The organism is Acidovorax sp. GW835-FHT14B10 (assembly GCF_058793725.1).
On sequence record NZ_JBXAGC010000022.1, the window covers coordinates 24,980 to 42,243 of the forward strand.

Annotated in this window: 17 protein-coding genes; 9 read left to right on the forward strand and 8 right to left on the reverse strand. The window is 67.0% G+C overall.

Going from position 1 to position 17,264, the window contains the following annotated elements; genetic code table 11:
• The first annotated feature begins 8 nt into the window (after positions 1 to 8).
• From fdh3B to AC1Q5S_RS16165, 9 genes are all read left to right on the forward strand, one after another.
• The gene (fdh3B, locus tag AC1Q5S_RS16125; RefSeq protein WP_422202814.1) at positions 9 to 629 is read left to right on the forward strand and encodes a formate dehydrogenase FDH3 subunit beta; all 621 of its coding nucleotides are present in this window, start codon (positions 9 to 11) and stop codon (positions 627 to 629) included.
• Positions 626 to 862, forward strand: a complete 237-nt coding sequence (locus AC1Q5S_RS16130; protein WP_303833760.1) for a hypothetical protein — start codon at positions 626 to 628, stop codon at positions 860 to 862. The genes fdh3B and AC1Q5S_RS16130 overlap by 4 nt, the downstream gene beginning before the upstream one ends.
• Positions 863 to 870: 8 nt before the next feature.
• The gene (locus tag AC1Q5S_RS16135; RefSeq protein ID WP_422202813.1) at positions 871 to 2,076 is read left to right on the forward strand and encodes a formate dehydrogenase subunit gamma; all 1,206 of its coding nucleotides are present in this window, start codon (positions 871 to 873) and stop codon (positions 2,074 to 2,076) included.
• Between the two features lie 2 nt (positions 2,077 to 2,078).
• Positions 2,079 to 2,450: a hypothetical protein gene (locus AC1Q5S_RS16140; protein ID WP_303833762.1), complete on the forward strand. Its 372-nt coding sequence runs from the start codon at positions 2,079 to 2,081 to the stop codon at positions 2,448 to 2,450.
• Between the two features lie 63 nt (positions 2,451 to 2,513).
• On the forward strand, positions 2,514 to 3,374 hold the full coding sequence (locus tag AC1Q5S_RS16145) for a formate dehydrogenase accessory sulfurtransferase FdhD (RefSeq protein ID WP_303833763.1): 861 nt from the start codon (positions 2,514 to 2,516) through the stop codon (positions 3,372 to 3,374).
• A 39-nt stretch (positions 3,375 to 3,413) separates the two neighbouring features.
• Positions 3,414 to 5,933 (forward strand): ABC transporter permease, encoded by a 2,520-nt coding sequence (locus tag AC1Q5S_RS16150; RefSeq protein WP_303833764.1) that lies wholly within the window; start codon positions 3,414 to 3,416, stop codon positions 5,931 to 5,933.
• Positions 5,934 to 6,025: 92 nt separating this feature from the next.
• Positions 6,026 to 6,457, forward strand: a complete 432-nt coding sequence (locus AC1Q5S_RS16155) for a group II truncated hemoglobin (RefSeq protein WP_422202812.1) — start codon at positions 6,026 to 6,028, stop codon at positions 6,455 to 6,457.
• 63 nt (positions 6,458 to 6,520) lie between these two features.
• Positions 6,521 to 6,895, forward strand: coding sequence for a LemA family protein (locus AC1Q5S_RS16160; RefSeq protein ID WP_422202811.1), 375 nt, complete (start codon positions 6,521 to 6,523; stop codon positions 6,893 to 6,895).
• Positions 6,820 to 7,197 (forward strand): M48 family metalloprotease, encoded by a 378-nt coding sequence (locus AC1Q5S_RS16165; protein ID WP_369693245.1) that lies wholly within the window; start codon positions 6,820 to 6,822, stop codon positions 7,195 to 7,197. The genes AC1Q5S_RS16160 and AC1Q5S_RS16165 overlap by 76 nt, the downstream gene beginning before the upstream one ends.
• A 177-nt stretch (positions 7,198 to 7,374) precedes the next feature.
• Here AC1Q5S_RS16165 and otnI read toward each other — a convergent pair whose 3' ends face one another.
• The 8 genes from otnI to AC1Q5S_RS16205 form a co-directional block, all read right to left on the reverse strand.
• Entirely contained in the window at positions 7,375 to 8,172 is a 798-nt protein-coding gene (otnI, locus tag AC1Q5S_RS16170) for a 2-oxo-tetronate isomerase (protein ID WP_422202810.1), read from the reverse strand.
• Between the two features lie 33 nt (positions 8,173 to 8,205).
• Positions 8,206 to 8,895: a class II aldolase/adducin family protein gene (locus AC1Q5S_RS16175; protein ID WP_303833784.1), complete on the reverse strand. Its 690-nt coding sequence runs from the start codon at positions 8,893 to 8,895 to the stop codon at positions 8,206 to 8,208.
• A gap of 29 nt (positions 8,896 to 8,924) precedes the next feature.
• The gene (otnK, locus tag AC1Q5S_RS16180; protein ID WP_303833767.1) at positions 8,925 to 10,283 is read right to left on the reverse strand and encodes a 3-oxo-tetronate kinase; all 1,359 of its coding nucleotides are present in this window, start codon (positions 10,281 to 10,283) and stop codon (positions 8,925 to 8,927) included.
• Positions 10,280 to 11,194, reverse strand: a complete 915-nt coding sequence (gene ltnD / locus AC1Q5S_RS16185; RefSeq protein ID WP_303833768.1) for an L-threonate dehydrogenase — start codon at positions 11,192 to 11,194, stop codon at positions 10,280 to 10,282. Before ltnD ends, otnK begins: the two co-directional genes overlap by 4 nt.
• A gap of 35 nt (positions 11,195 to 11,229) precedes the next feature.
• Positions 11,230 to 12,597 (reverse strand): GntP family transporter, encoded by a 1,368-nt coding sequence (locus AC1Q5S_RS16190; protein ID WP_303833769.1) that lies wholly within the window; start codon positions 12,595 to 12,597, stop codon positions 11,230 to 11,232.
• A gap of 139 nt (positions 12,598 to 12,736) precedes the next feature.
• On the reverse strand, positions 12,737 to 13,516 hold the full coding sequence (locus AC1Q5S_RS16195) for a FadR/GntR family transcriptional regulator (protein WP_303833770.1): 780 nt from the start codon (positions 13,514 to 13,516) through the stop codon (positions 12,737 to 12,739).
• A gap of 150 nt (positions 13,517 to 13,666) precedes the next feature.
• A complete protein-coding gene (locus AC1Q5S_RS16200) occupies positions 13,667 to 14,719 on the reverse strand; it encodes a patatin-like phospholipase family protein (protein WP_303833771.1) in 1,053 nt (350 codons plus the stop codon).
• A 207-nt stretch (positions 14,720 to 14,926) separates the two neighbouring features.
• Entirely contained in the window at positions 14,927 to 17,233 is a 2,307-nt protein-coding gene (locus AC1Q5S_RS16205; RefSeq protein ID WP_303833772.1) for an NADP-dependent malic enzyme, read from the reverse strand.
• Positions 17,234 to 17,264: the final 31 nt, after the last annotated feature.

Genomic DNA, 17,264 nt, shown 5'->3' on the forward strand with positions numbered 1-17,264 from the left:
ACAGAACAATGGCACGAATGAAATTCATCTGCGATGCAGAACGCTGTATCGAATGCAATGGCTGCGTCACCGCCTGCAAGAACGAGCACGAGGTACCGTGGGGCGTGAACCGCCGCCGCGTGGTCACGCTCAACGACGGTGTCCCCGGCGAAAAATCCATCTCGGTGGCCTGCATGCACTGCAGCGATGCGCCCTGCATGGCTGTCTGCCCTGTGAACTGCTTTTACCGCACCGACGAAGGTGTGGTGCTGCACGACAAGGATGTCTGCATCGGTTGCGGGTACTGCAGCTATGCCTGCCCGTTTGGCGCCCCCCAGTTCCCGTCGCAAGGCACGTTCGGCGTGCGTGGCAAGATGGACAAGTGCACTTTCTGCGCCGGCGGCCCCGAGGCCAATGGCAGCCAGGCCGAGTTCGAGAAATATGGGCGCAATCGCCTGGCAGAAGGCAAGCTGCCCGCCTGTGCCGAAATGTGCTCGACCAAGGCGCTGCTGGCTGGCGATGGCGATGTGGTGGCAGACATCTTCCGCAACCGCGTGGTGCAGCGCGGCAAGGGGGCCGAAGTGTGGGGCTGGGGAACAGCCTACGGTACGCACAAGGGTGCGCAGCCACCCGCAGGAGCCAAGTCATGAAGCGCATTTCCATCACCCTGACGGCGGTGCTGGCCCTTGCCGGCCTGGCCGCCTGCACCGAAAAGCCGCAGACCGGTGGCGGCATCAAGAGCGACGTTGCACCCTATGCGGGCACAGGCAGCAACTTCACCCAGCCGGGTTGGAAGGCGGGCGACAAGACCAGTTGGGAGCAGCAGCTGAAGGCGCGCCAGCAGTACGGCCAGAACGAATACCCCCGCACCCAATCCAAGTGAGGCCCACCATGAAACACATCATGTGGTCCCTGGCATTGACGGCGGGTCTGGCATGGGTGCCTGCCCATGCGCAGGCCCAGGATGCGTCCGCGGCTCCGGCCGCGATGGCGCCCGCGCCTGCTGCAGCGCCCGGTGGCATTCAGAGCCAGAACATTTTTGAAATCAAGCCCGACGCCAGCGCCGACCCCCAATACGCCGATCAGACCAACGCCGAGCGCGCCAAGGTACAGCCTGGCAACAACGCCCCCATGTGGCGCCAGGTGGGACAGGGTGTGACGGGCTACAGCAGTCTGCCCCGGACCCAGGCGCCCGAGGCCGGCAACCTGATCCAGCCGATGGTGGCATACCCCGGAGCCCGGGTGACCAACGCGGGTGAGGGCTGGCGCCAGGTGCGCAACCAGTGGATCATTCCCTACGGTGCTGCCTTGCTGGGACTGGTGTTGCTGGCCCTGGCGATTTTCTACTTCACCAAGGGCCCCATGGGGCACGAGCACCCCGAATCAGACCGCCGGATCGAGCGTTTCACGCCATTTGAGCGGGCGGCGCACTGGGCCAATGCCGGTGCCTTCATCGCGCTGGCGATTTCGGGCATCGTCATGGCGTTTGGCAAGTTCTTTCTGCTGCCGGTCATCGGCAGCACGCTGTTTGGCTGGCTGGCCTATGCGCTCAAGAATGTGCACAACTTCATGGGCCCCCTGTTTGCGGTCTCGCTGCTGGTCATCATCCTCACCTTCGTGAAGGACAACATCGCCAACCGCGCTGATTTCATCTGGCTCAGCAAGGGCGGCGGCCTGCTCGGTGGCGGTGACCACCAGGTGCCTTCACACCGCTTCAACGCGGGTGAAAAGGGCTTGTTCTGGTGGGGTATCACCATCCCTGGCATCTTTGTGGTGGCCACGGGGCTGGTGCTGGACAAGCTGATCCCCGGCTTTGGTGATGTGCGTGGTGACATGCAGATCGCCCACATGGTCCATGCCGTGCTGGCGATCTGGATGATGGCCTTGATCTGCGGTCACATCTACATGGGTACCGTCGGCATGCGGGGCGCCTACAAGGCCATGAAAACCGGCTATGTCAGCGAGGGCTGGGCCCGCGAGCACCACGAGCTCTGGGCCGATGATGTCCGTGCCGGCAAGATTCCAGCGCAGCGCAGCAGCGTTGCCGTACCCACCGAAAGTGCCGCCCGTGCGGCGCAGGCAGCGAGGCCTACATGAAAATGAGCATGCACCATTCCCTGCTGGCCTTCCTGTTGGCCGGCGCATCCTCTGTGGCACTTGCCAAGTTGCCAGCGCCCACACCCGAAGCACAGGCCAAGGCGGCCGAGTCTGCTGCCAAAGCCGCCTGGAGCGGCAAGGTGGGCAGCTACAAGCTCTGCCAATCGCAGGACAAGGTGGCTGCGCACTACCGGCGCACGGCCACGGATGCCAAGCCCGCCGTGGCCACCAGCGGGTGCACCGATCCGGGTCCTTTTGCCTACACCCCGCCGGCTGCCAAGCCGCTCGAAGCTGCGGGTGCCCATTCGCCACCCGGCACCGCCAGCAGCCCGCCCAGCACGCTCATGCCTGCGGCGTCAGCGCCCAAGCCCTGAGTTCGTGTCGATATTCCCCCAGTCCTGCGGCGGGCTGGCGAGGAATGCGTGTACGCTGATCGCATGACTGACGTACCCGATCTTGCGGCCACCGCCTTGCCGCGCCTGACCCAGGCACAAGCCCCCCTGACCCACGCCGTGGAGGTGGTGAACGAGCACGGTGAACGCGAGCAGGTGCATATTCCCGCCGAACGCCCGTTGACCGTGTATGTGGACAAGCGCGAGCTCGTCACGCTGATGACGCTGGGTGCCCTGCCCGAGCTGCTGGTGCTGGGCTATTTGCGCAACCAGCGGCTGGTGCAATCGGTGCATGACATCGAATCCATCACCGTCGACTGGGAGGTCAACGCTGCGGCCGTCAAGACGCGCAGCGGCATCGAGCGCATCGAAGAGCGCACAGCGGCCAGGGTGGTCACCACCGGCTGTGGGCAGGGCAGCGTGTTCGGTGGTTTGATGGACGAGGTGGACCGCATCGTGCTGCCGGCAGCGCAGCTCACGCAGGCGCAGCTTTACGGCATCGTCAACGCGATTCGCCTCAAGGAAAGCACCTACAAGTCCGCCGGCTCGGTGCACGGCTGCGCGCTGTTTCGCGGCGAGGAACTGCTCACGTTCGTGGAAGACGTGGGCCGGCACAACGCCATCGACACCATCGCCGGCTGGATGTGGATGCAGGCAGGCGACATGGCGGGTGGCGACAAGGTCTTCTACACCACGGGCCGGCTGACCAGCGAGATGGTCATCAAGTCGGCTCAGATGGGCGTGCCCATCGTGGTCTCGCGCAGCGGCATGACGCAGATGGGCCATGCCGTGGCGCAGCAACTCGGCCTGTGCGCGATTGGCCGCGCAACCAACCGGCGCTTCGTCTGTTACAGCGGCGCCGACCGCCTGCTGCTGCAACCCGAACTGGCTGCGGCAAATCCCTAAAGCCGCTTCGGCAGCGCAATTGCGCTAAGGTCCGCCTCCATGAATCTGTCCTTTTTCCGCCTGGGGCTGCGCACCCTGGCACGTGATTTGCGCGCCGGAGAGTTGCGCCTGCTCATGGTGGCTGTCACGCTGGCGGTGGCGGCGCTGACGTCGGTGGGTTTTTTTGCCGACCGGCTGCAGGGGGGGCTGGAGCGGGACGCCCTGCAGTTGCTGGGTGGCGATGCCGTGGTGGCCAGCGACAACCCCACGCCCCCGGCTTTTGCCGAGCGCGCCCGGGCGCTGGGCCTGCAGGCCGTGACGACCATGGGCTTCCCCACCATGGGCCGGGCCAGCGATCTGCAGGGCGGTGCCACCAAGCTGGTGGCCCTCAAGAGCGTGGAGCCGGGCTATCCCTTGCGCGGCAATCTGCAGGTGGCCGACTCACCCGATGCCTTGGGTGAGGCCACCCGCGATATTCCTGCGCCGGGCGAGGTCTGGGTCGATGCGCCCTTGCTGGAAGCGCTGAACCTCGCCATGGGCGACATGCTGCTGTTGGGCGATGCACAGCTGCGCATTGCACGCATCATCGTGGTGGAGCCCGACCGGGGTGCCGGCTTCATGAGCTTTGCGCCGCGCGCCCTGATCAACCAGGCCGACGTACCCGCCACCGGCCTGGTGCAGCCGGCCAGCCGCCTGACCTACCGTTTTGCCGTGGCCGGATCGCCCGCTGCCGTCAAGGCCTTCAGCGAATGGGCTGCCACCGAGGCAAAGAAGCCCGAGGTGCACGGCGTGCGTGTGGAGTCGCTTGAAAGCGGCCGCCCCGAGATGCGCCAGACGCTGGACCGTGCCCAGAAATTCCTCAATCTGGTGGCCCTGCTGGCGGCCCTGCTGTCGGCCGTGGCCGTGGCGCTGGCGGCCAGGGGCTTTGCGGCCGACCATCTCGATGCCTCGGCCATGCTGCGCGTGCTGGGCCAGAGCCAGCGCGCCATCGCAGGCGCTTACACCACCGAGTTCGCGCTGATCGGGCTGTTTGCCAGCGCCCTGGGCGTGGCGCTCGGTTATCTGGTGCACAACGTTTTCGTGCTGCTGCTGGCAGGGCTGGTGGAGTCGGCTTTGCCCGCGCCCAGCCTGTGGCCCGTGGCATTTGGCCTGGGCATGGGCCTGACGCTGCTGCTGGCCTTCGGGCTGCCACCGGTGCTGCAACTGGCCCAGGTGCCGCCGCTGCGGGTGATCCGGCGCGACATGGGCGGGCTCAAGCCTGTGTCGCTGGCGGTGCTGGCGGTGGGCGTGGCCGGTTTTGCGGCATTGCTGCTGGCCGTGAGCAGCGATCTGGTGCTGGGCTTGATTGCCGTGGGCGGCTTTGCCGGCGCCGTGGCGCTGTTTGCGCTGCTGAGCTGGGCGGCGGTGAAGCTGCTGCGCAAAAGCGTCCACGAATCCACCGCGCCGCGCTGGCTGGTGCTGGCCACGCGGCAGATTTCAGCCCGCCCGGGCTACGCGGTGGTGCAGGTCAGCAGCCTGGCCGTGGGGCTGCTGGCGCTGGTGCTGCTGGTGCTGTTGCGTACCGACCTGATTGCCAGCTGGCGCAAGGCCACGCCGCCCGATGCGCCGAACCGCTTCGTCATCAATGTCATGCCGGATCAGGCCGATGCCTTTCAGCAGGTGCTGAAAGACGCTGGCGTGGCCCGCTACGACTGGTATCCGATGATTCGTGGCCGCCTGCTGGCCGTGAACGGCCAGCCCGTGGGCCCCGACAGCTACGCCGAAGACCGCGCCAAGCGCCTGGTGGACCGTGAGTTCAACCTTTCCACCGCGGTGGACCAGCCCCGCCACAACCAGGTGGTGGCCGGCCAGTGGACGCCCGGCGAAGAGGGTGCCATCAGCGTGGAAGAGGGTATTGCGCAGACCCTGGGCCTGAAGCTGGGTGACCGCCTGCGGTTCGACATGGGCGGTGTGCACAACGAAGCCCGTATCACCAGTCTGCGCAAGGTGGACTGGGGTTCCATGCGCGCCAATTTCTTCGTGATGTATCCCGTGGCCAGCCTCCAGGATGTGCCGGTGACCTATCTTGCCGCCTACCGCGCGCCCGACAAGGCGGGCTTTGACAACACCCTGGTGCGCCAGTTTCCCAACATCACCAACGTGGACATGGGTGCCACCATTGCCCAGGTCCAGCGCGTGCTGGAACAGGTGATCCAGGCGGTGGAATTCCTGTTCGCCTTCACGCTGGCAGCCGGTCTGGTGGTGCTGTTTGCCGCCGTCACGGCCACGCGCGAGGAGCGTGCACGCGAGTTCGCGATCATGCGTGCCGTGGGGGCCCGCGCCAGCCTGCTGCGCCAGGTGCAGCGCGCCGAGCTGCTGGGCGTGGGTCTGCTGGCTGGCTTTCTGGCCAGTTGCGTGGCCGTGGCCGTGGGCTGGGCCCTGGCGCGCTACGTGTTCGATTTCGCCTGGACTGCCGCGCCCTGGGTGCCGCTGGCGGGGGCCTTGGCCGGCGCCGTGCTGGCGCTGGCCGCTGGCTGGTGGGGGCTGCGCGATGTGCTCAACCGCCCTGTGGTGGATACGCTGCGGCGCGCAGCGGAATAGGCGGTGCGAGCCACTGCCGCGAGATGGTTTTATCTTGGTATGGATTTGACAGTTGTCAGCGCATGCTCCCATTGCGCTAGAGCCGGTTTTATATGAACTCTTCAACCCCTGGTGCGCACCGGAACAGCTCCGAACCCGCAGCCACCCAGACGCCCTTTGAATGGATCGGTGGCGAAAGCCGTGTGCACGCGCTCACCGAGCGCTTTTACGACCTGATGGACCTGGAGCCCGGCTACGCCGAACTGCGCGCTGCCCACGGCAGTGAACTGGCCGATGCCCGGCAAAAGCTCTTCATGTTCCTGTGCGGCTGGCTGGGCGGGCCCTCGTACTACACCGACCAGTTTGGCCACCCCCGCCTGCGTGCGCGCCACATGCCGTTTGCCATCGGCATCAAGGAGCGCGATCAGTGGGTGGCCTGCATGGACCAGGCCATGGGCGAAACCGGTGTGCCGCAGGATCTGCGTGCACGGCTGAAAGAGAGCTTCATGGGTACGGCCGACTGGATGCGCAACAAGGGCGTTTGAGGGTTCCGCCAAGCCATCTTTGGCCGTTAAGATGGCTCTATTCAAGCAAGCAGAGGGTGGGATATGTCGGCAACTGCATGGATTGTTGTGGCGTTGGTGGTGTGGGCCATCGCTGTTGACAACCGGCTGGTGCAGTTGCGCAACCGCATCGCCAACGCCTTTGCGCCGATCGACGTGCAGCTCAAGCGCCGCTACGACCTGGTGCCCCACCTGGTGGAGGTGGCGCGCGGTTACCCGGCCCACGAAGCGGCCATGCTGGAGTTGGTCTACAACTTTGGCGCCGAAGTGCGCGAACACCGTGGTCTGGCGTGGCTGTTCGGCTCGGGCACCATGCTGGCGGGCTTTGCTGGCCGGCAGGCCGCGTGCCCAAGGCCGCTGTGTCGCGGCAGCGCGAGTACCTGGCCGATGCCAGTGCCTTGCAATGGACGCGCAGCCTAGATGGCCTGGGCGGCGTGCTGCGCAAGGTGATGGCGCAGCGGCGCGCCACCCACCAGGGCCTGGCACGCCCCGCGGTGCAGCACATGCTGCTGGTGGACCTGGAGGGTGCGGGCACCATGGAGCGCTGGCTCGACGCGCATCCCACGCTGGCAGAACGTGTGCAGCGCATCTACGGCCGCAGCATGCAGCCGCTGCCGCTCAAACCGGTCCACGAGCCTCCCGAGACCACCCGCCGCGCGGGCACCGCGGCGCCCGGCGCCGTGACACTGGCCTCGCTGGTCGATCCGTTCGCTCGCCTGTGAATCCATGGGCATGACAGCGTCCTTTGGATGACCTTGTCCCTGTGCCACTGGGTTCTTGATGCTCCGGCACCATGGCATCTTCACGGGCAGCGCATGTATCACGCATTGCAGCAGCGCCGGTCTCCTGCCGTCCGGAAAACGTGCGGGGGCTTTACGCTGCAGGATCCAGGGCGCGCCTCACAGCCAGGGCTTGAGCCAGCCGAGTCCGTCCGATGTGGCGTGGGGCGCTGCACCGCGCGCGGGGCGGTATTCGCAGCCAATCCAGCCGCCATAGCCCAGGCTGTCCAGCAGCTGGAACAGGTAGGTGTAGTTCACCTCCCCCACATCGGGTTCGTGGCGCTCGGGCACGCCCGCGATCTGCAGGTGGCCCACATTGCCGGTGGGCAGGTACTGGCGGATCTTCATGGCCAGGTCGCCTTCCACGATCTGCGCGTGGTACAGGTCCATCTGCACCTTGACGTTGGTCGCACCGATCTCGGCAATCAGCGCGTGGGCCTGGTCCTGGCGGCTGAGGAAGAAGCCGGGCATGTCGCGGCCGTTGATGGGTTCCAGCAGGATCTGGATGCCGTGGGGCGCGGCCTGCTCGGCGGCATGGCGCACGTTGGCGATGTAGGTGGCGCGCACGGTGGCCGCATCGGCCCCGGCGGGCACCAGGCCGGCCATCACGTGGATGCGCGGGCACTGCAGCGCCTTGGCGTACTCAATGGCCTTGGCCATGCCGTCGCGGAACTCGGCCTCGCGCCCGGGCAGGCAGGCCAGGCCGCGCTCGCCCGCGTCCCAGTCGCCGGGCGGGGCATTGAACAGCACCTGCTGCAGGCCGTTGGCCTGCAGGCGCGCGGCCAGCTCCGGGGCGGGGTAGGCGTAGGGGAAGAGGTATTCCACCGCCTTGAAGCCGTCGCGGGCTGCGGCGGCAAAGCGGTCGAGGAAGTCCACGTCGTTGTAGAGCATGGACAGGTTGGCGGCAAAACGGGGCATGGGCTTCTTTCAGTCTGGGGCTAAGGCGTTGCCTTACCACTGCGCGCCAAATGTCTGGCGCAATTCTTCAATCTGGGGCTCGGTCAGCGGCGTGGGGCGGAGTTGGCACAGCAGCCACAGGCGCGCAGTTTCTTCCAGCTCCTCCAGCACGGCCATGGCCGCGGCGGGCGTCTCGTGCCACACATTGGGCCCCAGGCGCGCCAGCATCACGGCGCGCACGGGGCTGCCCTGTGCGGCGTAGCGGGTGATGGCTTGCGCCACCATGGCTGCCGCTGCAGCGTCGCCGGGGCGGTGGTAGGGGATATGCGGCACACGGCCCACTTTCATCACAAAGTAGGGTGTGATGGGGGGCAGCAATGGCGCATCGGGCGCGAGCTGGCCGCCTGCAGCGGTATCGGCCTGCAGCGAGCAGCCCACCAGGTGCGTGCTGTGGGTGTGGATCACGCAGCGCGCCGGGGCGGCTGTGGCGGCCGATGCGCTGTAGATCTGCCGGTGCAGCGCAATGGTCTTGCTGGCCCGGTCGCCTGCCATTTGCTGTCCCTGCGCATCCAGCCGCGCCAGCCGTTCGGGCTGCAGCGTGCCCAGGCAGGCATCGGTGGGGGTGATGAGGTAGCCATCGGCCAGCCGCACGCTGATGTTGCCAGCGGTGGCGTGCACGTAGCCCCGCTCGAACAGGCTGCGGCCCACGCGGCAGATGTCGTCGCGGGCCTGGGCTTCGTCCATGAAGGCGGTGATGGCTGGGGTGGTGGTGCTCATGCCTGCCATTGTGCAAAAGCCTTGGTGAAGAAATCGGTGCTGCCAAAGTTGCCCGATTTCAGCGTGATGTGCAGGCCGTCCGCCGCGTCGGGCGCTACGGCGTGGCACCACGGCACGCCGGGGTCGATCTGCGCGCCAATGCGCATCTGCGTGATGCCCAGGGCCTGCACGCAGGCGCCCGAGGTTTCGCCACCCGCCACGATGAGCTGGCGCACGCCGCGCTGCACCAGGCCGCGTGCGATGGCGGCAATGGTTTCTTCGACCATGGCGCCCGCCTTGTCGGAGCCCAGCTTGCCCTGGATAGCGCGCACGGCCGAGGGCTCGGCGGTGGAATACACCAGCACCGGGCCGTGGGCAACGTGGCCCTCGGCCCAGGCCAGCGCTTCGGCGGCCACGTCCACACCGGCGGCAATGCGCAGCGGGTCGATGGCCAGGGCCGGTTTGCCGGCCTTGATGAAATCCATGACCTGCTGGTTGGTGGCCACCGAGCAGCTGCCTGACACAATGGCCTGCAGGCCGTGGGCAGCAGGCAGGCGCGCGGCCTCGTGGCTGGGGGCCACGCCAAAGTTCGGGGGCAGGCCAATGGCCACGCCCGAGCCTGCGGTGACCAGCGGCATGCCCTGGAGGGCCGGGCCCAGGCGCAGCAGGTCGGCGTTCGACACGGCATCCACCACCGCGATGCGCACGCCTTCGGCCTTGAGTTGGGCGATGCGTGCGCGAATGGCCCCCTCGCCCTGCGCCACCACGCTGTGGTCGATCAGGCCCACGCGGCTCGGCGTCTGCGCCTGCAGCACGCGCACCAGGTTGGGGTCGGCCATGGGCGTGAGCGGGTGGTTCTGCATGCCGCTTTCATTGAGCAGCACATCGCCCACGAACAGGTAGCCCTTGAACACGGTGCGCTTGTTGTCGGGGAAGGCGGGCGTGGCGATGGTGAAGTCGGTGCCCAGCGCCTGCATCAGCGCATCGGTCACGGGGCCGATATTGCCTTCGGCCGTGCTGTCAAACGTGGAGCAGTACTTGAGGTAAATCTGCGCGGCGCCCTGGGCTTGCAGCCACTGCAGCGCGGCCAGCGACTGGGCGATGGCTTCTGCCTTGGGGACGGTGCGCGACTTGAGTGCCACCACGATGGCATCGGCTTCCGTATCGAGCGGCTGCAATACGGCCCCCACGCTCGGCACTTCGTGTCCTCGCTGCCCCCCAAGGGGGTGCGCGCTGGCTTGGGGCGGCCCAGCGCGGCGCGCATTGGGCACGTCCATGACCTGTACCACGCGCATGCCGGCCCGCACCAGGTTGTTGGCCAGGTCGGTGGCGCCGGTGAAGTCGTCGGCAATGCAGCCCAGCAGTGCGCGTGTCATGCCTTCTCCTTGTCCTGACCTTCGCTAGTTGGCAGCGTGATGCCGGGGAAGATCTTGATCACGGCGCTGTCATCTTCCTTGGCAAAGCCGGCGGTGGATGCCTGCATGAACATCTGGTGCGCGGTGGCGGCCAGGGGCAGGGGGAATTTGCTGGCGCGCGCGGTGTCGAGCACCAGGCCCAGGTCCTTCACGAAGATGTCCACGGCCGACAGGGGTGTGTAGTCGCCCGCCAGCACATGGGCCATGCGGTTCTCGAACATCCAGCTGTTGCCCGCGCTGTGGGTGATGACTTCGTACAGCGCGGCGGCGTCCACGCCTTCGCGCAGGCCCAGGGCCATGGCTTCGGCGGCCACGGCAATGTGCACACCGGCCAGCAGTTGGTTGATGATCTTGACCTTGCTGCCCGCACCGGCCTGGTGGCCCAGGCGGTACACCTTGCCGGCCATGCCGTCGAGCACGGCGTTGGCGGCCGCATAGGCTTCGGGTTGGGCCGAGGTCATCATGGTCATCTGGCCCGATGCGGCCTTGGCGGCACCGCCGGAGATGGGGGCGTCCACGTAGTGGAGGCCCAGCGCGTTCAGGCGCGCTTCGAGTGCCACGGACCAGTTGGGGTCCACCGTGGAACACATCACAAAGGTGCTGCCGGGGCGCATCGCCGCGGCGGCACCGTTCTCGCCAAACAGCACGCTTTCGGTCTGCGCGGCGTTCACCACCACCGACACCACCACATCGCTCACCGCCGCCAGGGCAGCGGTCGTGGCGTGGGCGGTGCCGCCGTCGGCCACGAAGGCCTCGGCCACGCCGGGGCGCACATCGCACACATGGATGGCAAAGCCGTTGTTGCGCAGGGTTTGGGCAATGCCGGCGCCCATGGCGCCCAGGCCGATGATGCCTACGGTGGGTTGGGTCATGTTGTCAGTCCTTCAGAGAATCAGGGAAAAGTGTCTCAGGCCACCAGGGCCCACAGCAGGGCGGTGAGCGCAAAGCCCGCCAGGCCCAGCACGGTGGTCAGCACCGTCCAGGTGCGCAGGCCATCGCCCACGCTCAGGCCCAGGTAGCGGGTCACGATCCAGAAGCCTGAATCGTTGACGTGCGACAGCCCCAGGCTGCCAAAGCCGATGGCCACGGTGAGCAGCGCGACCTGCAGGGGGGAATACCCACCGCCCGCCATCGCGTCGGCCAGCAGACCGCAGGTGGTGATGATGGCCACGGTGGCCGAGCCCTGTGCGGCGCGCAGGGCCAGCGCGATGATGAACGCCAGCAGGATCAGCGGCAGGTGCGTGGCCGTCAGGCTTTGCGACAGCGCCGCGCCAATGCCGCTGGCGGTGAGCACCTTGGCGAACACACCGCCCGCGCCCGTCACCAGGATCACGGTGGCGGCGGGGGGCAGGGCGGATTCCATGATGGCGTTGGTGCGCTCACGAGTCCAGCCCTGGTTGCGGCCCAGCAGGTACATGGCCAGGCCTACGGCCACCATCAGCGCAAAGATGGGTGAACCGATAAAGCCCAGCACATTGCGCAGGCTGTCCCCCTTGGGCAGCAGGGTGGCGCCGGTGGTGCCGGCCATGATGAGGGCCAGCGGGACCAGGATCAGCGCCAGGATGGTGCCCACGCCCGGGGCGCTGCGGGCTTTGGATGCAGCGGTTTCGTCGCTGTTGCCAAAGGCGGCAAACTGCTCGGCCGTGGTGGGCAGCAGGGGGTAGCCCTTGCGGTTGAGCCAGCCTGCCACATACTGCGACAGCGCCGCCAGCGGAATGCAGATGGACAGGCCAATGATGGTGATCCAGCCAATGTCGCCCTTGACGATGGCCGCACCGCCCACGATGCCGGGGTGCGGCGGCACCACCACATGTGCGGCCAGCATGATGCCCGCCACGGGCAACCCGAACTTCACCGGGTTGACGCCCGCTGCCTTGCAAAAGCCATAGACGATGGGCACCAGGATGATGAAGCCCACGTCAAAAAACACGGGGACGGCCAGCACCAGCGCCGCCGCCGTGAGCGCCATGGGCACCCGCGTGGGGCCCAGCAGCTGGGTGAAGCGGTTGGCCAGGCTGGCCGCGCCGCCCGAAACCTCGATCATGCGGCCCAGCATGGAGCCCAGCGCCACCAGGATGGCCACCGAACCCAGCGTGCCACCCATGCCCGCAATCAGCGTGCTGATGATGTCGCCCATGGGCATGCCGGTGGCAAATGCCACCAGAAAGCTCACCAGCATCATGGCCACGAAGGCGTGGACCTGCCAGCGGATGATGAGCAAAAGAAGCAGGGCAATGCTGCCGGCGCCAATGCCGAGGAGTGCGAGGGTGGACATGCGAGGGTTCTCTGAAGGGAAGGGCGACCGCGAGGCGTCGCACTTCTGTTGGTATGTTTATATGGTTATCATACAAATTTATGGGAACACCTTTGTTACGGGTTAACCCTGATTCTGGGTGGGTGTATTGCCGCGCGGGCTAAAACAGCAGCGGCGGCGAGGCCTGTACCAGGGGCTGGGCCAGCCGCTCGCCGTCCTGGGCCCAGAAGGCGGGATCGGCCTGCTCGATGCGTGACAGGGCGTTGCGCATGTGTTCGGCAGCGGCATGCCGGGCTGCGGGGGCATCACCCGCTTCTATGGCCTGCACGATGCGCTCATGCTCCTGCGTCACGGCCTGGGCGAAGTCGGCGCGCCGCGCTTCGTTGGCGCGGGTCACGCGCGTGGCGCCCTTGAGGAACTGGGCCAGGTAGTCCAGCGTGCTGATCATGAAGGGATTGCCCGCGGCCCGGGCGATGGCGCGGTGAAACAGCACATCTTCTTCCACGCCATCGCGCCCGGTCTGCACGGCCTGGGCAATCTGTCGCATGGCGTGGCGGATGGCGGCCACGTCGCCGGGATTGCGGCGCTGCGCGGCCAGCTCGGCCACTTCGGATTCGAGGGCCTTGCGCACTTCCACGATCTGCATCACGGCCTCGCGCGATGCCGAGTGCGGCAGGTCAAAGTGGAGCGGCTCGATGCCCGGGGCCTGCACATACACGCCGCTGCCCTGGCGCGAATCCACCAGCCCCAGCGATTTCAGGCGCGAAACGGCTTCGCGCACCACCGTGCGGCTGACCTGGAACTGCTGCGCCAGCGCGGCCTCGGTGGGCAGCTTTTCCGCCGCCTGGATGCGGCCTGCGCGGATCTCCGCCTCCAGCGCGCTGGCGACCTGATCGGACAGCTTGATGCCGGGTTTGATGGCGGAAAAAGGTGACGACATGGGTAAAGCAGGCTCAGGGATGACGGCGGCAGCGCGGGGGAGGCAAGCCCGGCTGACTGTACCCCAAGCGCCTGCATGGACACCGGCGCAGCGAAGGGGCCAGGGCAGGTGCACAAGGACGCATGGCCCGGCGTGCAACCCGCCGTCTGGCTACTTTGGCGCCGCGCAGGCATCGTCCAGCCGCGCCAGGTCCGCGATTTTTTGCAGGCGGGAACGGCTGTCCAAGCAGGTCTGGTAATGTGCCTCGGCGGTCTTCTGCTGGGCCAGCCGCGCAGCGTTGGCGCGTTCGGCCTGCAGCTGGGCCATTCGCTCGCGGATTTGCGGCATGGCGGCCAGGGCCGATTTTTCACCTTCCACGATGGCATTGGCGCGCTGGCTGAAGTCCGTCGCGCCGATGTCCAGCACCTGGGGGCGGATGATCACATCGGCACGCGCCAGTTCGGCTTGGCCCAGTTTCTGGCCCATGATGGCAATCGACTGGCCCAGCGTGCCCAGCATGTCGCCGGGTGATTTGCCCCGGGCCTTGCTGGAGATGTCCACGGCGATCACGATGTCCGCGCCCAGCTGGCGCGCCGCATCCACCGGCACGGGGCTCACGACGCCGCCATCCACAAAATGGTATTTGCCGATGGTCACGGGCTGGAACACGCCCGGCACGCTGCTGGAGGCGCGCACGGCCTGGCCCGTGTTGCCGCGCGCAAACACGGTGCGCTCGCCGTCTTCAAGCCTTGTGGCCACGGCCACGAAGGGCCTGGCCAGCTGCTCCATGGGCTTGCGGCGCACCTGCTCGTTCACATAGTCTTCGAGCTTCTGGCCCAGCACAAGCCCGCCCGAAGACAGCTGCAGGTCGCGGATCCGGGTTTCGTCGAGTGCCACGGCTTTTTCCTGCATCTCGAAGGCATTCATGCCGCTGGCATACAGCGCGCCGACCACGCTGCCTGCGCTGGTGCCGGAGATGACAGCGGGTGCAAAGCCATTGGCCTCCAGCATCTTGATCACGCCGATGTGCGCAAAACCCTTGGCCGCACCGCCGCCCAGGGCAATGCCCACGCGGATGGGGGTGGTGGAAGATGCCAGAGGGGGCTGCGCCGAGGCTTCGGGACGCGTGGGCGTGGTGCCACCACAGGCCGCCAGGGCCAGGGCTGCCAGCACGGTCACTGCAGCGGGGGCGGCCAGTGGATGGAAAAAAGCGGTCAAGCGCATGCCAGGCAATCCTGCGGTCCAACGGGGCGGGCAGTATAGCGGTGGCATTCCCCTGACGCCGTGGGTGGTGGTATTTGCCCCTGGAAAAGGAGCTTTTGGCGCTTGACCTGATTGCGCTAGAAGGTTTTTGGGCTGAATTTCAACGGACTAGCACGCCCGCGCACCGTTACGCCCTCTGCGGGCCTCGGGCAGCAGAGCGCCTTGCCCTTACCTGGGCCTTGCCGCCGCGCTGGCCACGGCCAGTGCCGTCATGTTGAACACCCGGCGCACGGTGGATGCGGGCGTCAGGATGCAGGCCGTGGCCGCAACGCCCATCAGGATGGGGCCCACGGTCACACCACCGCTGGTGGTGGTTTTCAGCACGTTGTAGAGGATGTTGGCGGCATCCAGGTTGGGGCAGATCAGCAGGTTGGCCGAATCCGTGAGCGTGGAATCCGCCATGCAGGCGTTGCGGATGTTCGGCTCCAGCGCGGCGTCGCCGTGCAGCTCGCCGTCGCACTCGATCTCGGGGTGGGCCGCCACAAACAGGTCGCGCGCCTCGCGCATCTTGCGGGCCGAGGCGCGTTTGGACGAGCCGTAGCTCGAATGCGACAGGAAGGCCACCTTGGGCGGCAGGCCAAAGCGCTGCACCTCCTGCACCGACATCCAGGCGATGTCGGCGAGCTGCTGCGCCGTGGGGTCTTCGTTCACATAGGTGTCGGCGATGAAGAGCGTGCCGCGGTTGGTCATCAGGGCGTTCAGCGCGGCGTAATCGTTCACGCCGGCCTGCCGGCCCAGGATGCTGTGGATGCGCTCCAGGTGCGTCTCGTAGGTGCCCACCAGGCCGCAGATCATCGCGTCGGCGTCGCCCAGCGACACCATCAGCGAGGCGATGATGGTGTTGGAGCGGCGCACGGCGGCCTTGGCCACTTCGGGCGTGGCACCGTTGCGCTTCATGAGCTGGTGGTAGTGCTCCCAGTACTGGCGAAAGCGCGGGTCGTCCTCGGGATTGCAGACCTCCACATCCTTGCCCAGCTGCATGCGCAGGCCGGCCTTGGCAATGCGCGCGGCGATCACGGCAGGGCGGCCGATCAGGATGGGCTGGGCGATCTTGTCGTCAATCGCCATCTGCGCGGCGCGCAGGGCGCGCTCGTCTTCGCCGTCGGCGTAGGCCACGCGCTTTTGCGCATCGGGCAGGGCCTTGGCTGCGTTGATCACGGGGCGCATGAGCATGCCGGTCTGGTACACAAAGCGCGACAGCGTCTCCTTGTAGGCCTCCATGTCTTCGATGGGGCGCGTGGCCACGCCCGATTCGGCCGCGGCCTTGGCCACGGCGGGAGCGATCTTGAGAATCAGGCGCGAGTCGAACGGTGTGGGGATGAGGTAGTCGGGGCCGAAGGTGAGTTCCTTGCCCGCGTAGGCGCTGGCCACTTCTTCGCTGATGTCGGCCTTGGCCAGATCGGCGATCTGGCGCACGCAGGCCAGCTTCATGGCCTCGGTGATCTTGGTGGCGCCACAGTCCAGCGCGCCCCGGAAGATGTAGGGGAAGCACAGGACGTTGTTGACCTGGTTCGGGTAGTCCGAGCGGCCCGTGGCGATGATGCAGTCGGGGCGGATGGCCTTGGCCAGTTCGGGGCGGATCTCGGGCTCGGGGTTGGCCAGCGCCAGGATGATGGGCTTGGGTGCCATGGTTTTCACCATCTCGGCCGTGAGCACGCCCGGGGCCGAGCAGCCCAGGAACACGTCGGCGCCGTTGACGGCATCGGCCAGCGTGCGCGCTTCGGTTTTTTGCGCGTAGCGGGCCTTGGATTCGTCGTAGCCGCCGGGGCGGCCTTCGTAGATCACGCCCTTGGAGTCGCACATGAAGATGTTTTCCACCTTCACGCCCAGGCCCACCATCACGCCCACGCAGGCAATGGCGGCGGCGCCGGCGCCCGACACCGCGATCCTGACGGCGCCGATGTCCTTGCCCACCAGTTCCAGGCCATTGAGCAGCGCGGCGCTGCTGATGATGGCGGTGCCGTGCTGGTCGTCATGGAACACGGGGATGTTCATGCGCTTGCTCAGCTCCTGTTCGATGTAGAAGCACTCGGGCGCCTTGATGTCTTCGAGGTTGATGCCGCCCAGCGTGGGCTCCAGCGCGGCAATGATGTCGATGAGCTTGTCGGGGTCGCGCTCGGCCAGTTCGATGTCGAACACGTCCACGCCCGCAAACTTCTTGAACAGGCAGCCCTTGCCCTCCATCACCGGCTTGCCGGCCAGCGGGCCGATGTCGCCGAGGCCGAGCACGGCCGTGCCGTTGGTGATCACGCCCACCAGGTTGCCGCGCGAGGTGTAGTCGAAGGCCTTGCTGGGGTCGGCCTGGATATCGAGGCAGGGGTAGGCCACGCCGGGCGAGTAGGCCAGCGACAGGTCGCGCTGGTTGGACAAAGGCTTGGTGGGGGTGACCGAAATCTTGCCCCGCGTGGGGTTGCGGTGGTATTCGCGCGCAGCGTCGCGCAAAGCCTGTTCGGCGGCGGAAATATTCTGTGTCATGCGGAAATCCTGGAAATCGTCGGCGGAATGC

Excerpts from the sequence above, each read along its gene's own strand:
- AC1Q5S_RS16130 (WP_303833760.1), top strand. The coding sequence starts at position 626 with ATGAAGCGCATTTCCATCACCCTGACGGCGGTGCTGGCCCTTGCCGGC.
- AC1Q5S_RS16160 (WP_422202811.1), top strand. The coding sequence starts at position 6,521 with ATGTCGGCAACTGCATGGATTGTTGTGGCGTTGGTGGTGTGGGCCATC.
- AC1Q5S_RS16155 (WP_422202812.1), top strand. The coding sequence starts at position 6,026 with ATGAACTCTTCAACCCCTGGTGCGCACCGGAACAGCTCCGAACCCGCA.
- AC1Q5S_RS16135 (WP_422202813.1), top strand. The coding sequence starts at position 871 with ATGAAACACATCATGTGGTCCCTGGCATTGACGGCGGGTCTGGCATGG.
- AC1Q5S_RS16145 (WP_303833763.1), top strand. The coding sequence starts at position 2,514 with ATGACTGACGTACCCGATCTTGCGGCCACCGCCTTGCCGCGCCTGACC.
- fdh3B (WP_422202814.1), top strand. The coding sequence starts at position 9 with ATGGCACGAATGAAATTCATCTGCGATGCAGAACGCTGTATCGAATGC.
- AC1Q5S_RS16175 (WP_303833784.1), bottom strand. The coding sequence starts at position 8,895 with ATGGACGAAGCCCAGGCCCGCGACGACATCTGCCGCGTGGGCCGCAGC.
- AC1Q5S_RS16195 (WP_303833770.1), bottom strand. The coding sequence starts at position 13,516 with ATGTCGTCACCTTTTTCCGCCATCAAACCCGGCATCAAGCTGTCCGAT.
- AC1Q5S_RS16150 (WP_303833764.1), top strand. The coding sequence starts at position 3,414 with ATGAATCTGTCCTTTTTCCGCCTGGGGCTGCGCACCCTGGCACGTGAT.
- AC1Q5S_RS16205 (WP_303833772.1), bottom strand. The coding sequence starts at position 17,233 with ATGACACAGAATATTTCCGCCGCCGAACAGGCTTTGCGCGACGCTGCG.
- otnI (WP_422202810.1), bottom strand. The coding sequence starts at position 8,172 with ATGCCCCGTTTTGCCGCCAACCTGTCCATGCTCTACAACGACGTGGAC.
- otnK (WP_303833767.1), bottom strand. The coding sequence starts at position 10,283 with ATGACACGCGCACTGCTGGGCTGCATTGCCGACGACTTCACCGGCGCC.
- AC1Q5S_RS16140 (WP_303833762.1), top strand. The coding sequence starts at position 2,079 with ATGAGCATGCACCATTCCCTGCTGGCCTTCCTGTTGGCCGGCGCATCC.
- AC1Q5S_RS16200 (WP_303833771.1), bottom strand. The coding sequence starts at position 14,719 with ATGCGCTTGACCGCTTTTTTCCATCCACTGGCCGCCCCCGCTGCAGTG.
- AC1Q5S_RS16190 (WP_303833769.1), bottom strand. The coding sequence starts at position 12,597 with ATGTCCACCCTCGCACTCCTCGGCATTGGCGCCGGCAGCATTGCCCTG.
- ltnD (WP_303833768.1), bottom strand. The coding sequence starts at position 11,194 with ATGACCCAACCCACCGTAGGCATCATCGGCCTGGGCGCCATGGGCGCC.